Origin of the sequence: Pseudomonas sp. GL-B-12, from assembly GCF_019955895.1 — a bacterium.
GTDB lineage: Bacteria > Pseudomonadota > Gammaproteobacteria > Pseudomonadales > Pseudomonadaceae > Aquipseudomonas.
The window spans coordinates 74,272-90,693 of the sequence record NZ_JAHBCX010000015.1; the positions used below are offsets into that span (position 1 = coordinate 74,272).

General features: G+C 60.8%; 18 protein-coding genes. 9 read left to right on the plus strand and 9 right to left on the minus strand.

Annotation, left to right across the window (positions count from 1 at the left end):
- Positions 1-16: 16 nt before the first annotated feature.
- The 3 genes from KGA85_RS10015 to KGA85_RS10025 form a co-directional block, all read right to left on the minus strand.
- Positions 17-1,030, minus strand: a complete 1,014-nt coding sequence (locus KGA85_RS10015) for an AI-2E family transporter (RefSeq protein WP_223461622.1) — start codon at positions 1,028-1,030, stop codon at positions 17-19.
- A gap of 274 nt (positions 1,031-1,304) precedes the next feature.
- Positions 1,305-1,616 carry a PsiF family protein gene (locus KGA85_RS10020; protein ID WP_223461620.1) on the minus strand — a complete coding sequence of 104 codons (312 nt, stop codon included), beginning with the start codon at positions 1,614-1,616 and terminating at the stop codon, positions 1,305-1,307.
- A gap of 64 nt (positions 1,617-1,680) precedes the next feature.
- Entirely contained in the window at positions 1,681-2,475 is a 795-nt protein-coding gene (locus tag KGA85_RS10025) for an AraC family transcriptional regulator (RefSeq protein WP_223461618.1), read from the minus strand.
- 97 nt (positions 2,476-2,572) lie between these two features.
- Here KGA85_RS10025 and KGA85_RS10030 point away from each other — a divergent pair, with 97 nt between their 5' ends.
- On the plus strand, positions 2,573-3,448 hold the full coding sequence (locus KGA85_RS10030) for a DMT family transporter (protein ID WP_223461616.1): 876 nt from the start codon (positions 2,573-2,575) through the stop codon (positions 3,446-3,448).
- A 42-nt stretch (positions 3,449-3,490) separates the two neighbouring features.
- Here KGA85_RS10030 and KGA85_RS10035 read toward each other — a convergent pair whose 3' ends face one another.
- The 3 genes from KGA85_RS10035 to KGA85_RS10045 all read right to left on the minus strand — a co-directional run bounded on the left by KGA85_RS10035 (position 3,491) and on the right by KGA85_RS10045 (position 5,433).
- Positions 3,491-4,381, minus strand: coding sequence for an esterase/lipase family protein (locus KGA85_RS10035; RefSeq protein WP_223461614.1), 891 nt, complete (start codon positions 4,379-4,381; stop codon positions 3,491-3,493).
- A 107-nt stretch (positions 4,382-4,488) separates the two neighbouring features.
- Entirely contained in the window at positions 4,489-4,794 is a 306-nt protein-coding gene (locus KGA85_RS10040; RefSeq protein WP_223461612.1) for a DMT family transporter, read from the minus strand.
- Positions 4,795-5,433, minus strand: a complete 639-nt coding sequence (locus KGA85_RS10045; protein WP_223461610.1) for an FMN-dependent NADH-azoreductase — start codon at positions 5,431-5,433, stop codon at positions 4,795-4,797.
- 109 nt (positions 5,434-5,542) lie between these two features.
- Between KGA85_RS10045 and KGA85_RS10050 the strand changes: the two genes are divergently transcribed.
- Entirely contained in the window at positions 5,543-6,457 is a 915-nt protein-coding gene (locus KGA85_RS10050) for a LysR substrate-binding domain-containing protein (RefSeq protein ID WP_223543087.1), read from the plus strand.
- Positions 6,458-6,594: 137 nt separating this feature from the next.
- Here KGA85_RS10050 and KGA85_RS10055 read toward each other — a convergent pair whose 3' ends face one another.
- Positions 6,595-8,670, minus strand: coding sequence for an AsmA family protein (locus KGA85_RS10055; RefSeq protein ID WP_223461607.1), 2,076 nt, complete (start codon positions 8,668-8,670; stop codon positions 6,595-6,597).
- A gap of 387 nt (positions 8,671-9,057) precedes the next feature.
- On the opposite strand from KGA85_RS10055, the gene KGA85_RS10060 reads away from it, so the two are divergent.
- The 7 genes from KGA85_RS10060 to KGA85_RS10090 all read left to right on the plus strand — a co-directional run bounded on the left by KGA85_RS10060 (position 9,058) and on the right by KGA85_RS10090 (position 14,333).
- Positions 9,058-9,528 carry a hypothetical protein gene (locus KGA85_RS10060; protein WP_223461605.1) on the plus strand — a complete coding sequence of 157 codons (471 nt, stop codon included), beginning with the start codon at positions 9,058-9,060 and terminating at the stop codon, positions 9,526-9,528.
- 172 nt (positions 9,529-9,700) lie between these two features.
- Positions 9,701-10,333 (plus strand): TetR family transcriptional regulator, encoded by a 633-nt coding sequence (locus KGA85_RS10065; protein ID WP_223461603.1) that lies wholly within the window; start codon positions 9,701-9,703, stop codon positions 10,331-10,333.
- Between the two features lie 233 nt (positions 10,334-10,566).
- On the plus strand, positions 10,567-11,067 hold the full coding sequence (gene ureE, locus KGA85_RS10070) for an urease accessory protein UreE (RefSeq protein WP_223461601.1): 501 nt from the start codon (positions 10,567-10,569) through the stop codon (positions 11,065-11,067).
- Positions 11,064-11,738 carry an urease accessory protein UreF gene (locus KGA85_RS10075; RefSeq protein ID WP_223461600.1) on the plus strand — a complete coding sequence of 225 codons (675 nt, stop codon included), beginning with the start codon at positions 11,064-11,066 and terminating at the stop codon, positions 11,736-11,738. The genes ureE and KGA85_RS10075 overlap by 4 nt, the downstream gene beginning before the upstream one ends.
- A gap of 23 nt (positions 11,739-11,761) precedes the next feature.
- Entirely contained in the window at positions 11,762-12,376 is a 615-nt protein-coding gene (gene ureG, locus KGA85_RS10080; protein ID WP_046039876.1) for an urease accessory protein UreG, read from the plus strand.
- A 29-nt stretch (positions 12,377-12,405) separates the two neighbouring features.
- Positions 12,406-12,978 carry a HupE/UreJ family protein gene (locus KGA85_RS10085; protein WP_223461598.1) on the plus strand — a complete coding sequence of 191 codons (573 nt, stop codon included), beginning with the start codon at positions 12,406-12,408 and terminating at the stop codon, positions 12,976-12,978.
- Positions 12,979-13,193: 215 nt separating this feature from the next.
- On the plus strand, positions 13,194-14,333 hold the full coding sequence (locus tag KGA85_RS10090; RefSeq protein ID WP_223461596.1) for an AGE family epimerase/isomerase: 1,140 nt from the start codon (positions 13,194-13,196) through the stop codon (positions 14,331-14,333).
- Between the two features lie 7 nt (positions 14,334-14,340).
- On the opposite strand, the gene KGA85_RS10095 is transcribed toward KGA85_RS10090, so the two are convergent.
- Together KGA85_RS10095 and KGA85_RS10100 are read right to left on the minus strand one after the other, a co-directional pair.
- Complete coding sequence (locus KGA85_RS10095; RefSeq protein WP_223461594.1) at positions 14,341-15,246, minus strand: cation diffusion facilitator family transporter; 906 nt, start codon at positions 15,244-15,246, stop codon at positions 14,341-14,343.
- A gap of 199 nt (positions 15,247-15,445) precedes the next feature.
- Positions 15,446-16,216 (minus strand): SDR family oxidoreductase, encoded by a 771-nt coding sequence (locus tag KGA85_RS10100; protein ID WP_223461592.1) that lies wholly within the window; start codon positions 16,214-16,216, stop codon positions 15,446-15,448.
- Positions 16,217-16,422 lie beyond the last annotated feature (206 nt).

Consider the following 16,422-nt stretch of genomic DNA (forward strand, 5'->3'; position numbering starts at 1 on the left):
AAGCTTGTGGCTGCCGTCAGACCATCCCCACTTGCTTCAACTCACTCTTCAGATACGCGTAGTAAATCGGCCCCGCCACCACCCCCGGCAGGCCGAACGCGGCCTCGAACACCAGCATCGCCAGCAGCAACTCCCACGACTTGGCACTGATCTGCCCGCCGACGATGCGCGCGTTGAGGAAGTATTCGAGCTTGTGGATAAAAATCAGGTAACCCAGCGCCGCCACAGCGACCCAGATCGACAACGACAAACCGACGATGGTGATCAGGGTGTTCGACATCAGGTTGCCGATCACCGGCAGCAGGCCGAGCAGGAACGTCAGCACGATCAGGGTTTTGGTCAACGGCAGCTTGATGCCGAACATCGGCAGCACCACCGCCAGGAAAATCCCGGTGAAGAAGGTGTTGAGCAGGGAAATCTTGATCTGGGCGAACACAATGTTGCGAAACGCCTGGACCAACAGGTGCAGGCGATCGAACAGCGCCGCCGCCAGCGGTTTGCGCTTGGTCAGATCCGGCACGCGCTGCAAGGCGATGATCGCGCCGAGCACCATGCCGATCAGCAGCGTCACGAACATGTGCGCCGCATCCTTGCCCACCAGTTGCAAATCACTGAGGTGCTTGCTCACCCACTCGCCAATCGCTACACGAAACTCCGCGGCACTGGCAGGCAGGTAAGCGTCGATGAACGGTGGCAGTTGTCCGCGCGCGCGGTCGACCACGCCCATGAATTTATCGAGGGAAGCGCCGGGGTTCTCTGCTTCGTGCAGCAGGAAGCTGATGGCACCGGCGAAGATCAGCGTCAGCACACTGACGATCAACGTCCCCAGCAAGGCCACGGCGAGCCAGCGCGCGCGCCGGCCTTCGATCAGCCGTTGCAGTTGCGGGGTGAGCATGTTGACCAGCTCGAAGACCAGCAATCCGGCCAGCAGACTGGGTAACAGACGCAACGGCAACACCAGCAACAAACCGCCAAAGATAATGACCCAGCTGATGACCAGCAAAACTTGACGCTGAGAAAACGTTGGCATACAGCCTCAAAAACGAACGGCGTAAAAAGGATTGGCAGTCTGCCAGCGATCCGGTGCGAGCACTAGGGATTGTGTGGGGCGACCTTAGTGGGGTGGCAGCTCGAGTGCGGGCCCCATCGCGGATCGTCGTACACATATCTGAAAATCGCCATCAATCAAATGTGGGAGCGGGCTTGCTCGCGAAGGCGTCGTGTCAGTCAACTTCAATGCTGTTTGAGGCACCGCTTTCGCGAGCAAGCCCGCTCCCACACTCGACTTAGTTGATCCCTGTGAATCATTTTTTCTTCAGGCAATCACTCATGAACGCCTTGCGCTCATCACCCTTGAGGGCTTTGGTGGCGGCGTCGGCGTTGCAGGTCTTCATCTTCTCTTGCTGTGGGGTCAAGGCCTTACCGACATCGTTTGCCGCCGGAGTCGCCTTCAGGCAGGTGCTCATGAATGCTTTGCGCTCGTCGCCCTTGAGGCTTTTAGCCGTAGCGTCGGCATTGCAGGTGGTCATCTTCTCTTGCTGGGCCGTGTTGGCGGCAAAGCCCTGGGAGCACAGCAGCAAACCGATCATCAACAAAGGGACACGCATCATCTTCATGGAGTTTTCTCCTGGTCGCCACACCGAGGGGCGCGGCCTTGTACTGGAGTGTAGACAACCCCTGTTACACCTTCCTGCTCTCCAGGTGGCTGCGGCGATACTGTTTTGGCGTACACCCGGCCTGGCGCTGGAACATCGCGATAAACGCCGAGCCGGTGCTGTAGCCCATGTCGAAGGCGATTTCCTGAATGCTGCGCTGGCTATCTAACGCTTCGATCGCCGCCAGAAAACGCAGGCGCTGGCGCCACTCACCGAAACTCATGCCCAGTTCCCGCACGAACTGCCGCGCCAGGGTGCGCTCGCTGACATGGATGCGTGCGGCCCATTCCGACAGGGGTCGGTTATCCCCAGGCTCGGCCTGCAATGCTTCGAGAATTCCGAGCAACCCGGGGCTGCTGGCATAGGGCAGGTAGCACTCGTGCACCGGAGCCTGTTGCAACTGGTCCACCAATACTTGGGCCAGACGCTGGTCGGCGGCCTGCTCGGGGATTTTCACGTCCCGCGCGGCGAAGTCCTTGAGGATTGCTTTGAGGATGTCGCTGATGGCCAGGGTGCAGGCTCGTGGCGGCAGATCGGCACACACCTTGGGTGCCAGGCACACGGCGCGGTAGTTGACCGGTTGGTGGCTGTAGAAACTGTGCTCGATCTGCGGCGGTACCCACACCGCGTATTGCGGTGGCGACATGAAGCGGCTGCCCTCGACGTCCATGTGCAACACACCGTGGGCTGCGTATTCCAGGGTCCCCCAGGAATGTCGATGGGGCGCGGCGTATTCGTGGGCGTCGAAATCGGCGTAGCGGAAGTACACCGCCGACGGCAGTTCGCTGAAATCCAGCAGGTCGATGTGTTTACTGCTCATGCTGTCCGTCATCAGGGGCGGGTTGTCTGGATCGAAGTATAGGCTTGCATCCAGACAAGCGGATAATTGCCCTTCATTAACGTTCTGGTTTTTCCCGATGCAATACGCTTATCCCCTGCTGGCCATTTTTATCTGGGCCGGCAACACCGTGATCACCAAAATGTCGGCCGGGGCGATCTTCCCCGCCGAGATCGGTTTCTACCGCTGGCTGCTGGCCGGGTTGCTGTTCACGCCCTTCATGCTCAAACCGGTGCTCGCCCATTGGCCGCTGATCCGCCCGAAACTGGGCAAGATCTTTGTCCTTGGTGTTCTCGGCATGGCGGTCTACCAAAGCCTGGCGTACTTCGCTGCGAGCCTGACCTCGGCCACCAACATGGGCATCATCCTGTCGCTGATGCCATTGATGTCGCTCGCCATGGCGATCATCAGCCTCGGCCAGCGCCTGACCATGGGGGCCTTGGCCGGTGCGGTGCTGTCATTCGCCGGTGTCCTGGTGGTGGTGTCGTCCGGCAGCCTTGGCGCATTGCTCGAACACGGGGTCAACCTGGGCGACGCGATGATGCTGATCGCCACCCTGGCCTACGCGGTCTACAGCACCCTGTTGAAAAAATGGCAGCTGAAACTGCCGCCGCTGGTGCTCCTGTATTTGCAGGTGCTGGTGGCCGTTGTGGTGCTGTTTCCGTTGTTCCTCGCCTCACCGAAAGTCGGCCCGACCCTGCAGAACATACCACTGGTGCTGTACGCCTGCCTGCTGGCTTCGATGGTCGCGCCGCTGGCGTGGATGCAGGCCGTGGTGCGGTTGGGGCCGAGCCGGACCACGCAGTTTTTCAACTTGCTGCCGCTGATTACCGCATTGATTGCGGCGGTGGTGCTGCATGAGCAGCTGGCGCTGTATCACCTGGTGGGCGGGGTGTTGACGTTGGGTGGGGTGATTGTTTCCGAGCGTTGGACGACGGTGTTGGGGCGCTCCTAGCTTTTTGTGGAGAGGGAGCTTGCTCCCTCTCCACAGGGCGGACTAAAGCCCAGCCGCATTCAACCGCGCCGCATGCTCGACAAACAAGCGGATCGGCTCGGCCCCCTTGCCCACCAGCCCCAGCGACTGGTTGACGATATCGAAGTGATCCAGCGGATACTCATCGCCAATCACCATGCCCAGATGCGAGCTGTAGCGCCCGACCATGCCGTCGCAATGCCCGGCTTCGCGGACGAAAGTTTTAGCGAACAGCCGGCAACTGCGGTTGGTGCCGTCCAGCAGATTGCGCCCGCGATCGGTAATGCCCGGTTGCAAAGTACCGGACCAGGAGTAATAGCGTACACCGTTGACCTCTTCCGGCCCGTGACCGCCCCAGGTGTCGGGCAGCCCCTGTGGGTAACGCTGGTTGAACAGCGCGACGCCTGCGCTGGTAAGGGAGTGATGGGACGCACGGATATCCACCGGCAGCTTCGGCCCGCGGTAACCGGTATCCAGCCACCCCATCAGCGCGCCGACCATCCGCAGCAAAAAGCACAGCAGACGACCGCGTACGCTGTCATGGGGATAATGCTCGTGCAGGTAATCGGCGAGCTCCGAACCGTGATTCGGCCCCGCCACCGAGGTCACCGATGCCACTAGGTCCGGGCGTTTGGCCGCTGCATAACGGGCGGTCAGCGAACCCTGGCTATGGCCGATCAGGTTGACCCTGGCGGCCCCGGTTTCCCGCAGGATTTCGTCGATGCGTGCCAGCAGTTGCTCGCCGCGCACTTCGTTCGAATTAAGCGGCGAGACCTGCACCGCGAACACCACCGCACCGCCGCGGCGCAGCGCCTCGACGATCCCGTACCAGTACGGATAAAGCACCAACCGGATGAACCCGAGCATTCCCGGGACCAACACCAACGGGTAGCGCGGGGCAAAACCTTGCGACATGGGCGGACATCCTTGTGGTCGGGCGGTGACGCAAGGCGGGATGCGAGACATCCGCCAAGCATCACCAGCGAAGATGACAACTCGACGACAAGTCTATGTCATCCGCCCTACTTCAACCCGACCACGCCCGCCACGATCAGGCCGACCGAGACCAGCTTGATCACGCTCAGGCTTTCACCCAGCAGCGCGAAACCGAGAAACACCGTGCCCAGCGAACCGATGGCGGTCCAGATCGGGTACGCGATGCTCACCGGCAACTCGCGCATGGCCAGGGTCAGGAAGTAGATCCCGCCCACAGCGGCCACCACGGTGATCAGCGAAGGCCAGGGCCGGGTAAAGCCCTCGGCATACTTCATGCCCATGGCGAAGGTGACTTCGAACCCGGCGGCGACCAGCAGAAACAGCCAGGCCATCTAGAACTCCCCGGCCAGCGCCAACAAGCGCTGCTCAGCCTCGGCGGCAGAGATCTCAAAGCTGCGCTCGGCGGACTCTTCGCCCTCGGCAGCTACCACGGTGATGTCCGTGATGCCGATGAATCCGAGCACTGTACGCAGTAGCGTGTCGGCATGGTTCATGGCTTCCAGCTCGCCGCCCGGGCCAAAACCGAAGCCGCCACGGCTGGTGATGATCAGGGCTTTTTTGCCCTGCACCAAGGGTTGGTACTGGGCCACGCCATTGTCCAGGGTGTGATCGAAGGTCACCCCCACCCGCACGATCTGATCGATCCAGGCCTTGAGGCCGCTGGGTACGCTGAAGTTGTGCATCGGCGTGGATATCAGCAACACATCGTGGCCAAGCAGCTCACCGACCAGTTCGTCGCTGAACGCCAGATCGGCCTGCATCGACAGCGGCCGAGCGGCAGGCTCGGGGTAAAACGCGGCGGCCACGAATGCCTCGTTGACCGGCGGTATCAGCGCTCGCCCGACTTCGCGTCGGGTCAACTGTGAGTGTGGATGACGGGCCTGCCAGGCCGACAGAAACACTTCGGCCAAACGCCGGGAGTGCGAACGGTCACCACGGGGGCTGGCGTGAACAGCAAGAATTCTACTCATCTGTCTCTCCTCAGGGCTAAACTCAAACGGCTTGTGGCTTGCAGCTTGAAGCTCACAGCTGCTCTTATTCAAATGAGCAGAAATCAGTCTGGATGAATCCATTTCATCCATGGAGTGTTCAATGTTTGCCTCGTTGCCGTTGACCGCCCTGCGGGCCTTTGAATCCGCCTCACGCCTGTTGAGCTTCAAGGCCGCCGCCGAAGAACTGTCCGTCACCCCGACGGCGGTGTCCCACCAGATCCGCTCCCTGGAGAGCTGGCTCGGCGTGCCGTTGTTCGAGCGCCTGCCACGCCAGGTACGCCTGACCGAATGCGGCGAACGGCTGTTCCAGAGCCTGCACGGGGCGTTCCTTGAAGTGGCGCAAAGTGTCGACACCCTGCGCCCGCAACGCAGCGGCGCCAGCCTGACGGTCTCCACCACCGCTGCCTTTGCCGCGCTGTGGCTGGTGCCACGGCTGGGACGCTTCTACGCCGGGCACCCGAACATCAACGTGCGCCTCGATACCCACTGCGAAGTCATCGATCTGCATCAGGACGCCAGTGTCGATCTGGTGCTGCGCTACAGCCTCGACGATTACCCCAACCTGTACGGGTTGTGCCTGTTTGATGAGTCCTTCGGTGTCTACGGTTCGCCCGAACAAGTGGCCCTGGCATCGAGTCGCACCCCCACACTGATCAGCGTGCGTTGGCACAACTCCAAACTCTATGCCCACGGCTGGGAAGCCTGGTGCGCACAGTCAGGCGAAACCTGGCTGAGCGGCCGGCCCGCCGTGCGCGAATACGACGAAGAGCATTACACCCTGCAAGCCGCGATTGCCGGGCAAGGCCTGGTGTTGGCAAGTAATATTCTGGTGTCGGAAAGCGTGGCCAGTGGTCTGTTGTTGCCGTACCGGGAGGAAATCCAGGTCGATGGCGCCGGCTACAGCGCCCTGTGCGTGCCGGGACGCGAACGTCATCCACCGGTTCGGGCGTTTTTTGCATGGCTGCGTGAAGAGGCATTGGCGTCGGGACATGCTTTGGCATAAGCAACCAAATGCAGTGCCTGCAAAACCGCCATCGCGAGCAGGCTCGCTCCCACATTAGTCCTGCATGCACAGATCCCCTGTGGGAGCGAGCCTGCTCCGGGCGGCGCTCCGACGATGGGGCCCTTATAGACACCCGATTATTTGGCTGGCTTGACGGTGACAGGCGCCTTGCCCGCTTTCATCTGCTCCAGCAACGGCGCGCACTGGTTCGTCTCGCCGCCGCTTGGCGCCACCAGCGCCAGCAACCCGGCCGCCGGGGCGGCGATCACGCCCAGCGCCACCATCCCCGCTCCACGCAACATCAACGGCACGGCCTTGACCCCGGCATCGGGCTTGATGAACTTGCCGCGCACATACAGCGGCGAGCGTAATGAAATCAGGCGCCAGCCCTTGGATTCCGGGGTGATGGTCAGGTCCAGTTGTTCGGTCGCCATGTTCGCCGTGCCATCGATGTAAACAATGGCGTTCTCGGTGTCGAACACAAACAGGCGGGTACTCGCCAGGCCGGACTGGATGCCAAAGTCGGCGGCGGCGCAGTTGATCTTCACTTCCTTGTCGCCAAAGATCTTGCCAACCACGTAGTTGCCGACGTTCAGGCCCGCCAGCTCCATCAGTTCGCGACTGATGGCGCCATCGTTGATCAGCATTTTCAGATTGCCATTGGCGCTGCCCAGCAGTTTGGCCACCGAATTACCGCGCCCGCTGAGATCAGCGTCGCCATTGAGTTCGCCGAAACTGGTTTTCATCGGTTCAAAGCCGGGGAACAACTGCTTGAGCTTGAAGCCTCGCGCCGAGAGTCTGGCCTGGCCTTCCAGTGGATCGGTGTGGCCGTTCAGGCGAATCTGCGCATCCAGCTTGCCGCCAGCCACGCCGAAGCGCAGCGGCTCGAGGCTGAGCACGCCATCGGTGAGCACCAGATGGGTATAGAGGTCGTTGAACGGCAGTTTTTCGCTGTGCGCGATGCGCTTGCCGGTGAACTCGACATCGGCGTCCATATCGCGCCAGCGATCGGTCTTGAACTCTTCGACCGGCAGCACTTTGTCCGCCGGTTGTTTGCTGTCTCCGCCGCGGGCCTTCTGTTCGGCATTGGAGTCGGCACCGATCAGCGGTGCCAGGTCAGCGAACAGCAATTGATTAGACAACAGCGAGCCGCTGAGTTTTGGCCGTGGCTGGCTGGCCACGTAAGTCAGATTGCCGTGGATGTCGCTTTCGCCGATCTTGCCGTTGAACTCTTCATAGCGGAACACCGCGCCACCCGCCTCGTGCAACTTGGCGATCAGATGGCCGTCGGTGGCATAGGGTGGCGTGTCCGGCAGGATCACGCCGGTCAGCGGGTAGAGATTGCCCAGGCTGGTGCCGGCCAATTTCAGGCGCAGGTCCAGGGCGCCGAGATTCAGCGGATCGGTCAGGGTGCCGGCCAGTTCAACGCTGGAGTCGGCGATCTTCACCTGTGCCTGAAGCGGAAACGGCCGCGCCGCGTCCTGCAGCGCCAACAGCCCGCCAATCTTGCCCAGGCCCGCGAGTTTCTGTCCGTGGTACTCACCGTTGACCTTGAGCGCGAACGCATAATCCTGGGGGGAAGAGCCCTTTTCCTGCGCGGCTTTCGCCGCTTTGTCGCCGACGATATCGCTGAACGGAACCGGTTTGCCCAATGGATCGATCAGCACGTCGAGTTGAGTCTTCAGGTTCTGGTCGTCGAGGGTGACGTGGCCCTTGTCGAAGCCGATCGCACCGATATCCACCACCCAACTGGAAGGCTCGGCGTTCGGATCTTCAGGGTCGAACTTGAACGTCCAGTTGGCACGCCCGTCAGCCAGGCGTTGCAGCTGGGCATTCGGCTCGGTGAGATCAATACGCGGAATCACCACCCGCTGCGCCAGCAACGCCAGGGGTGAAATACGCAGCTCCACCCGCTTGAGGGTGGCCATCTGCGGTTGTTTCGACCAGTCGGGATTGCCCAGGCTCAAGTCTTCGGCCACCACATGGGGCCACGGCACCCAGGCGCGCCAGCCGCTTTCATCGGGCTCGGGCTGCCAGACCACCGACAGATTGCCGTTGATGGCGAAAGCGCGGTGCAGCTCTTCGGAAACTTTGGCGTTGAGCGGCGGTTTGATCCGGTTCCAGTCGAAGAACACGATGATCAGCACCAGTACCGTCAACAAGGTAAGAAAAGTGGAAAGGGTCCAGACAAACGTTTTTTGAGTGCGCGTCATTGCACAGGGCTCCTGATACGACTGAGCGCCCCGACTGCGACGCACATGTGAAACGGTGAGCCGCAAGCGACCCGCCATGAAATCTACGACTGATAAAAAACCGGCAGGTTTAATCGATAGCCCGATTTCGCCGAATCCATCCAGTCCAATACTGACCAGCCAGTCGACCGGCGTTACCGGACCTGCACTTTTGCACGCTAAAGGTGGGTCGAAAATACCCACTTCGGTGCAAGACTGCTCGCCGGAAACGCCCGGTCTAGAGCTTCCGCAGCAAACAATCAATTCCGTTGATTATTACCATTGCGTTTATGAACTTTCATATCGACTTATCGAGAGTAGCATTGCTCTCGTACCCACTTATTCGCACCCCCAAGGAGCAAAACAATCATGAAACGCCAACTACTGCTCAGCCTTACACTCTCGATGCTGGCCAGCACTGCTTTTGCCCTGCCAGCGGCTGACCAGGCCACTCCACAAGTGAAACAGAACCACTCGGTGTTCAGCCAGACCGTCGCCGCCGATGGCGCCGACCGTACCCCACAAGGCCAAACCCTTGCCGAAGGTGGTAATGATCGCCTGAAAGAAAAAGGCCTGATCACTCAGGATGGCTCGGACCGCACCCCACAAGGCCAGACCCTCGCCGCAGATGGTTCCGATCGTACTCCACAAGGCCAAACCCTCGCTGCTGATGGCTCCGAGCGTACTCCACAAGGTCAAACCCTGGCTGCTGATGGTGCCGACCGTACTCCACAAGGCCAAACCCTCGCTGCCGACGGTTCGGATCGCACTCCACAAGGTCAAACCTTTGCTGAAGGCGGTGGTGACCGTGTAATCGAACGCAACAGCGCCGTGAGCTAAGCCCCATGGCGGCCCTGAAAAAAAGCCCAATCCCCGGATTGGGCTTTTGACTTTTCAGCGGTCCGCTTGATAGATGCCGCACTTCCCCGCTTGATCCCCCCACAGTCGTTCGACGCCGGCAAAGCCGATTTGCTAGAGTGCGCCGCGTCCCTGTCCAGAAAACGCCCTTGCGATGCTGCCCCGCGCCGAACAGAAACAACAAACCCGTAACGCCCTGATGGACGCTGCCCGGCGCCTGATGGATGGCGGCCGAGGATTCGGCAGCCTGAGCCTGCGCGAAGTCGCGAAAAACGCCGGGATCGTACCGACCGGTTTCTACCGCCATTTTGCCGACATGGATGAATTGGGCCTGGTACTGGTCAGCGAAGTCGGCCAAACATTCCGCGAAACCATTCGCCTGGTACGACACAACGAATTCGTGATGGGCGGCATCATCGATGCCTCGGTGCGCATTTTTCTCGATGTGGTCAGCGCCAACCGTTCACAGTTCCTGTTTCTCGCCCGTGAGCAATACGGCGGTTCGCTACCGGTGCGCCAGGCCATCGGCCGTTTGCGTGAAGACATCAGCTCGGACCTGGCGGCGGATTTGTCACTGATGCCGAAACTGCAGCATCTGAACATCGCCGGCCTGAGCGTCATGGCGGACCTGATCGTCAAAAGCGTGTTCGCCACCCTGCCAGACATCATTGATCCACCAGCCGACGCCTTGCCTGAGCACCTGACGCCCCAGGCGAAAATAACCCAGCAACTGCGGTTTATCTTTATCGGCCTCAAACATTGGCAAGGACTTGGCAGCACCGAGTAATGCCCTCGTTTCAGACTGCCCCCGAACCCTGTGGGAGCGAACCTGCTCGCTCCCACACTGAACCGTGCCGCTTCAACTTGGTGCGCAACTCAAAAACAACGCACCAACTTCAACCAAAAAACTCACTCCATCGACACCAGTCCCACGTCTCTTTCAGCCATTTCCTACGCATCATGTCGATTGGCAAGCCCCTTGCTCTAGCCTGAGCATTGTCCATTGCTGGAAGCCTTCCGATGCTGGTGATCCATCGCAGAATCGACCCTCAACCCGTTTGGGCCGCCGAACTGCACCTGACGTTCGAAGCCCGCAGCAAAAGCCGATTGCGCTGTTTCAGTGCCGAAGGCGAAGACGTCGGGTTATTTTTGGAGCGCGGCCAGCCGCCATTACATGATGGCGAATGCCTGCAAGCCGAAGACGGGCGAATCGTGCGGGTCTGCGCCCGCCCCGAACAATTGCTGCACGTCACCTGCGCCAATGCCTTCGAACTGACCCGCGCGGCCTATCACCTGGGCAACCGCCATGTCGCCCTGCAAGTCGGCGACGGCTGGTTGCGCCTGCTCGACGATTACGTGCTCAAGGCCATGCTCGAACAACTCGGTGCCGTTGCCTCGAACATCGAAGCGCCGTTCCAGCCGGAACATGGCGCATACGGCGGTGGCCATCACCACTCGCGCCACGGTGATGCAGCCTTCAACTACGCGCCGAAACTGCACCAGTTCGGCATACGCACATGAACCCGGCTTGGGCGCTGTTGCGTCTGGCCAGCCCGCAACTGCCGATTGGCGGCTACAGCTACTCCCAAGGGCTGGAAATGGCTGTGGATAACGGCCGCGTTCACGACCCCGACAGCGCCCGGCGCTGGATCAGCGATCAGTTGCTTTTGAATCTGGCTCGCTTCGAAGCGCCGTTGTTGCTCGCCCATTGCGTGGCCGCCAGCGAGGAAAACTGGGACGAATTGCTGCAGAGCTGCGAAGAGCATCGCGCCAGTCGCGAAACCCGCGAGTTGCATCAGGAGAGCCGGCAGATGGGCTACTCGTTGCAGCAATTGCTCAATGGCTTGCCGGAACTCGACGCGCCGGCCCGTGCCTTCCTCGAACAACGCCGCGAGCCACATCTGGCCCTGGGTTGGGCCTTGGCCGCGCGCGCCTGGCAGATCAGCCCGCAGGACGCCTTGGCCGCGTGGCTCTGGAGCTGGCTGGAAAACCAGTTGGCAGTGCTGATGAAAACCCTGCCCCTGGGCCAGCAGGCCGCCCAGCGCCTGACCAGCGAACTGCTGCCGCTGCTTCAACAAGCTCAACAGAACGCCACTCAAATCGATCCCGATCATTACGGCAGCGCCGCTTTCGGCCTGTCCCTGGCGTGTATGGCCCACGAGCGCCAGTACAGCCGTCTGTTCCGTTCCTAGGGCCTGTTATTTTGGAGAATCACATGAACACACAACCCCTGCGTGTCGGCATCGGCGGCCCGGTGGGCTCCGGCAAAACCGCCCTGACCCTGGCCCTGTGCCTGGCCCTGCGCGAGCGCTACAACCTGGCCGTCGTGACCAACGACATCTACACCCGCGAAGACGCCGATTTTCTGGTGCGCAATGAAGCCTTGGCGCCGGAACGCATCATCGGCGTGGAAACCGGTGGCTGCCCGCACACGGCCATCCGCGAAGACGCCTCGATCAACCTCGAAGCCGTGGATCAACTCAATCGCCGTTTTCCGGGGCTGGACCTGATTCTCGTGGAGTCCGGGGGCGACAACCTCTCCGCGACCTTCAGCCCGGAACTGTCCGACCTGACGATCTACGTGATCGACGTCTCGGCCGGCGACAAGCTGCCGCGCAAGGGCGGGCCGGGGATCTGCAAATCCGACCTGCTGGTGATCAACAAGATCGACCTCGCGCCGCTGGTCGGAGCCTCGCTGGAGATGATGAACAGCGACACCCAGCGCATGCGCAACGGCAAGCCGTTTGTGTTCAGCAATCAGAAAACCGGCCTGGGTCTGGAAGAGATCATCGCCTTCATCGAGCGCCAGGGTTTGCTGACCGCTGCCTGATCACGACTTATCAACAAGGAAGCTTATCCATGACACTCAAACGCATTCTCGGCGCCCTGGTCCTGCTGCTGGCCCCGGCCCTCGCCTTCGCCCATCCGGGACATGGCGACAACGGCTTGATCGCCGGTATCAGCCATCCGCTTGGCGGTCTCGATCACTTGCTGGCGATGCTGGCGGTCGGTCTTTGGGCAGCGCAGCAACAAGGTGCTGCACGCTGGGCGCTGCCGTGCACCTTTGTCGGCACCCTGTTGATTGGCGGGCTGTTGGGTTTTGAAGGATTGAACCTGCAGGCACTGGAGAGCGGGATTGCTGCGTCGGTGCTCGCATTGGGCCTGGCAGTGGCGTTGGCGGTGCGCCCACCGTTGAGCATGGCGGTTGGTGCGACTGCGTTGTTTGCGCTGTTCCATGGCGTTGCGCATGGTCTTGAGTTGCCGGACATGTCGAGTCCCTGGACCTACGCCGCAGGCTTTGTCGTCGCGACGGCGGTGTTGCACGCGGCGGGTTATGCACTGGTGCGGGTGTTGCCGCAGGCGGCGGCGCCATTGGTGCGATTGGCGGGTGCGGCCTCGGCAGCGACCGGGGTGTGGTTGCTGGCGGGCTGATTCCTCAGCGCCTGACCTGACCTCTTCGCGGGCAAGCCCGTTCCCACAGGTTTTTGTAGTGTGGTTACGATCGCATGTACACCGCGGGTCCCTGTGGGAGTGGGCTTGCTCCGGGCGGCGTTCCGACGAAGGCGGCCTGACAGACACAGCCTCTCTCAGGTCAGCCTCTCTGCTAACATGTCGCGCAATCGCCCCTGCCGTGACGACGCCAGCCAATGCCGCCTGTTTCCCGCTCCGCCTCTCAGCCTGAATTGACCGCCCTGTTCGCCTCGGTGCAACAGCACTTCCTGAACGTCATCGTGCCACTCTGGCAAGGTCCGGGCTGGAACGCCGACATGGCGTTGCCCTACGAGGCGCTGGATGCCGAACACCAACCGCTGCCACCGCAACGCTACCGGGCCATGGCCTGTGCGCGGCAGTTGTATCTGTTTGCCAGCCTGATCGGTCAGGTGCCGGGCGCCGAAGAGCGTGCCGCCGCGTTGTTTCGCTCGTTGCAGCGGCACTTCCACGATGCCGAGCACGGTGGCTGGTTCTACAGCGTCGATGCACAAGGTGCGCCGCTGGATCAGCGCAAGGACCTCTATACCCACGCCTTCATCCTGTTCGCCTGCGCCCATTACTGGGACAAAGTCCGCGAGCCACTGGTGGAGTCGGTACTCAACGCCTCGCTGGAAGTGATTGTGCAGCGATTCGCCACGGACGACGGTCTGTACGAAGCCACGCTTGAGCGTGACTGGTCGTTGCTGGACAGCGGCCCTTTGCAAAATCCGCTGATGCACCTGGCCGAAGCATTCCTCGCCACCCTGTCGGTGCGTGAAGACCTCGACGTGCAACAGGCACTCGTCGAGTTATGCACAGCCATGCACGCGCGCTTCATCGATCCGCAGCAAAACGTGTTGATGGAAAAGCCGCTGGGATCTGTGGATAACTGGTTTGAACCGGGGCATCAGTTCGAGTGGTATTTCCTGCTGGAATCCTCGGCGCTGTTACGCAATTCGACACTGCATGCCGATCTGGAGCGGGCCTTCGCCTTTACCGAGCAAGTGGGCGTCGATCAGCAGACTGGCGCCGTGCGGGCGATGCTCGACTTCGCAGCGGATCACGGCGTCCGGGACGCCACGCAGCGTATCTGGGCCCAGGCCGAGTACCTGCGCGCATTGACGCTGCGTCCGGACAGCCAGGCCGTCGTGCTGCGCCAATTGCAAGCATTGCAGCAGCGCTCGCTGCACGCGGGAGGCTGGTTTGAATGCCGTGACGAGCACGGTGAAGTCAGCCGCCGCGACATGCCGTCGACCACGCCCTATCACCTGGCGACCTGTTATCGCGGCTTGGCGGAATATCTCGCCACAAGGTGAAATCCAATCACTCAGTCCACTTGCGATCCCCGGTAAAGCTGATGGTCAGCCATCGCGCGGCATCCGGCTTACCGAGCTTCGCGGAAATTTCCTCGCGCAAACTGTCCAGTTGCCCCACACCGTCCAGCCAGTAATCCTTCGGCAATACGATGTGAATCTCGATAAAACAGGCCCTGCCGTGTTTCTGCACGTAGGAAATGTAATCGTCAAAACCATGCTCGACCTTCGCCACCTCCATCACCTGACGCACCTTGTCGTCCAGTTGATTCGGGACGATCCCCAGCACATCGCGCAATGCCGGTCCGAGGATTTTGAACGCAGGAGGAAGCATGCCCAAGGCCAGCAGGATCAGGATCATCGGGTCGACATACACCGCCCACTTGTCGTAACCCTGAGTCTTGAGCAGCAGCGCGATGAGGAAACTCACCAGCAGTCCCGCCGACAGCATCGCATCCACCAGCCAACTGATGTTGTCGAACTGGATCAGCGATGACTTGAGTGTGCGATTGCGATGGCGGACGTAGAAGAAGTAAATCAGTTCAACGACGGTGAACACCGCCGCGTAGAGGATCACCAGACCGAGCTCGACCTCGCGGCCACCACTGATGATGCCAAACACACCGTTGAGAAAGGCATAAATGGCAACCAGGAACAGGAAGCTGCCTTCGATCACCAGCACCATGGGTTCCAGGTGCCAGTAACCGAACTGGAAGCGCTGATTGCTTTCCTTGGCGATCAGCCTGGCGGTGATCAGCATCAGGACCTTGATGAAGGCCGCAACTAACGAAAAGAAGCCATCGAACAGGATGGATTGGGCGCCCGAAACAAAACCGGTGATGATCCCGGCGAATGTCACGGCGAGCATCAGGAAGGTCGATTGTTTGAGCAGCGACTGCTCGCCTCGATTACTCACTTGATCTCCTCTAAAACCTCTAGACCGCCGGGTGTGGCGGGTTGCTTGAGGGAGGAGTCTAGCTGATGTCCTGATTTATCCGTTCCGGCCCCTTCGCGAGCAAGCCCGCTCCCACAGTGATTCAGGGTGCACACAAGTTGTGTAGACGACACAAAATCCTGTGGGAGCGGGCTTGCTCGCGAAGAACGATGACTCGGTATTAAGCCTTGCCACCACTGCGATCAATAGTAAACCCGGCCCAGGTCTGGCTCACCGGCATCAGCTCCAGGCTGTTGATGTTGATGTGCGCCGGCGCATTGAGCACCCAGAAGATTGTTTCGGCGATGTCCTGCGGCTGAATCGGCTCGGCGCCGGCGTAAGTGGCGTTGTAGCGCTCCTGGTCACCGGCAAAACGCACCAGCGAGAACTCGCTCTCGCACAGGCCCGGTTCGATGTTGCTGACCCGTACCCCCGTGCCTTGCAGGTCGCAGCGCAGGTTCACGGAGAACTGTTTGACGAATGCCTTGGTCGCGCCATACACATGGCTGCCCGGGTACGGATAGTTACCGGCGATGGACCCCAGGTTGACGATACCAGCACCACGACCATGGGCAATCAGGCGTGGCAACAGCAGACGGGTGCTGTACATCAGGCCTTTGACGTTGGTATCGACCATGGTGTCCCAGTCGTCCAGGTCGCACTTGGGCGCCGGATCAACCCCCAGGGCCAGCCCGGCGTTGTTGATCAACCCGCGCAGTTTGGCAAAGGATGGCGGCAGATTGGCAATCGCCTCCTCCATGGCCTTGCGATCACGCACATCGAGCACCAGGCCATGGACTTCGGTCTGCTTCGACAGCTCGGCGCACAACGCATTGAGGCGCTCTTCACGACGGCCAGTCAGCACCAGTTTCCAGCCGGCCTCGGCAAAACGACGGGCACAGGCTTCACCAAAACCGGAGGTCGCGCCGGTAATAAACAGGGTGTTGGACATCGTGTTCTCCTTGCTTCGGCTGATCGCCAGCCATTGGAATAGAAAATCAGCAGGCAGCATGCCCGGCCTTGTTCACAGCGGCAACCACCGTTCAATCTGTTCAAAAAACGCTCAATTCCGGCAAGCCCTTGACCAGCGCGGCCTACAGCCATGTGCGCGCACGTTATCCACAGGCCGGTCCACAGTCTCTGGGGGCAAGTGGAAAA

Bases quoted from the DNA above. Each gene is read 5' to 3' on its own strand.
- KGA85_RS10035 (WP_223461614.1), bottom strand. From the start codon at position 4,381: ATGTCGCAAGGTTTTGCCCCGCGCTACCCGTTGGTGTTGGTCCCGGGA.
- KGA85_RS10065 (WP_223461603.1), top strand. From the start codon at position 9,701: ATGCTGCCCCGCGCCGAACAGAAACAACAAACCCGTAACGCCCTGATG.
- KGA85_RS10045 (WP_223461610.1), bottom strand. From the start codon at position 5,433: ATGAGTAGAATTCTTGCTGTTCACGCCAGCCCCCGTGGTGACCGTTCG.
- KGA85_RS10030 (WP_223461616.1), top strand. From the start codon at position 2,573: ATGCAATACGCTTATCCCCTGCTGGCCATTTTTATCTGGGCCGGCAAC.
- ureE (WP_223461601.1), top strand. From the start codon at position 10,567: ATGCTGGTGATCCATCGCAGAATCGACCCTCAACCCGTTTGGGCCGCC.
- KGA85_RS10040 (WP_223461612.1), bottom strand. From the start codon at position 4,794: ATGGCCTGGCTGTTTCTGCTGGTCGCCGCCGGGTTCGAAGTCACCTTC.
- KGA85_RS10090 (WP_223461596.1), top strand. From the start codon at position 13,194: ATGCCGCCTGTTTCCCGCTCCGCCTCTCAGCCTGAATTGACCGCCCTG.
- KGA85_RS10060 (WP_223461605.1), top strand. From the start codon at position 9,058: ATGAAACGCCAACTACTGCTCAGCCTTACACTCTCGATGCTGGCCAGC.
- ureG (WP_046039876.1), top strand. From the start codon at position 11,762: ATGAACACACAACCCCTGCGTGTCGGCATCGGCGGCCCGGTGGGCTCC.
- KGA85_RS10075 (WP_223461600.1), top strand. From the start codon at position 11,064: ATGAACCCGGCTTGGGCGCTGTTGCGTCTGGCCAGCCCGCAACTGCCG.
- KGA85_RS10085 (WP_223461598.1), top strand. From the start codon at position 12,406: ATGACACTCAAACGCATTCTCGGCGCCCTGGTCCTGCTGCTGGCCCCG.
- KGA85_RS10050 (WP_223543087.1), top strand. From the start codon at position 5,543: ATGGAGTGTTCAATGTTTGCCTCGTTGCCGTTGACCGCCCTGCGGGCC.
- KGA85_RS10020 (WP_223461620.1), bottom strand. From the start codon at position 1,616: ATGAAGATGATGCGTGTCCCTTTGTTGATGATCGGTTTGCTGCTGTGC.
- KGA85_RS10025 (WP_223461618.1), bottom strand. From the start codon at position 2,475: ATGAGCAGTAAACACATCGACCTGCTGGATTTCAGCGAACTGCCGTCG.
- KGA85_RS10015 (WP_223461622.1), bottom strand. From the start codon at position 1,030: ATGCCAACGTTTTCTCAGCGTCAAGTTTTGCTGGTCATCAGCTGGGTC.
- KGA85_RS10100 (WP_223461592.1), bottom strand. From the start codon at position 16,216: ATGTCCAACACCCTGTTTATTACCGGCGCGACCTCCGGTTTTGGTGAA.
- KGA85_RS10055 (WP_223461607.1), bottom strand. From the start codon at position 8,670: ATGACGCGCACTCAAAAAACGTTTGTCTGGACCCTTTCCACTTTTCTT.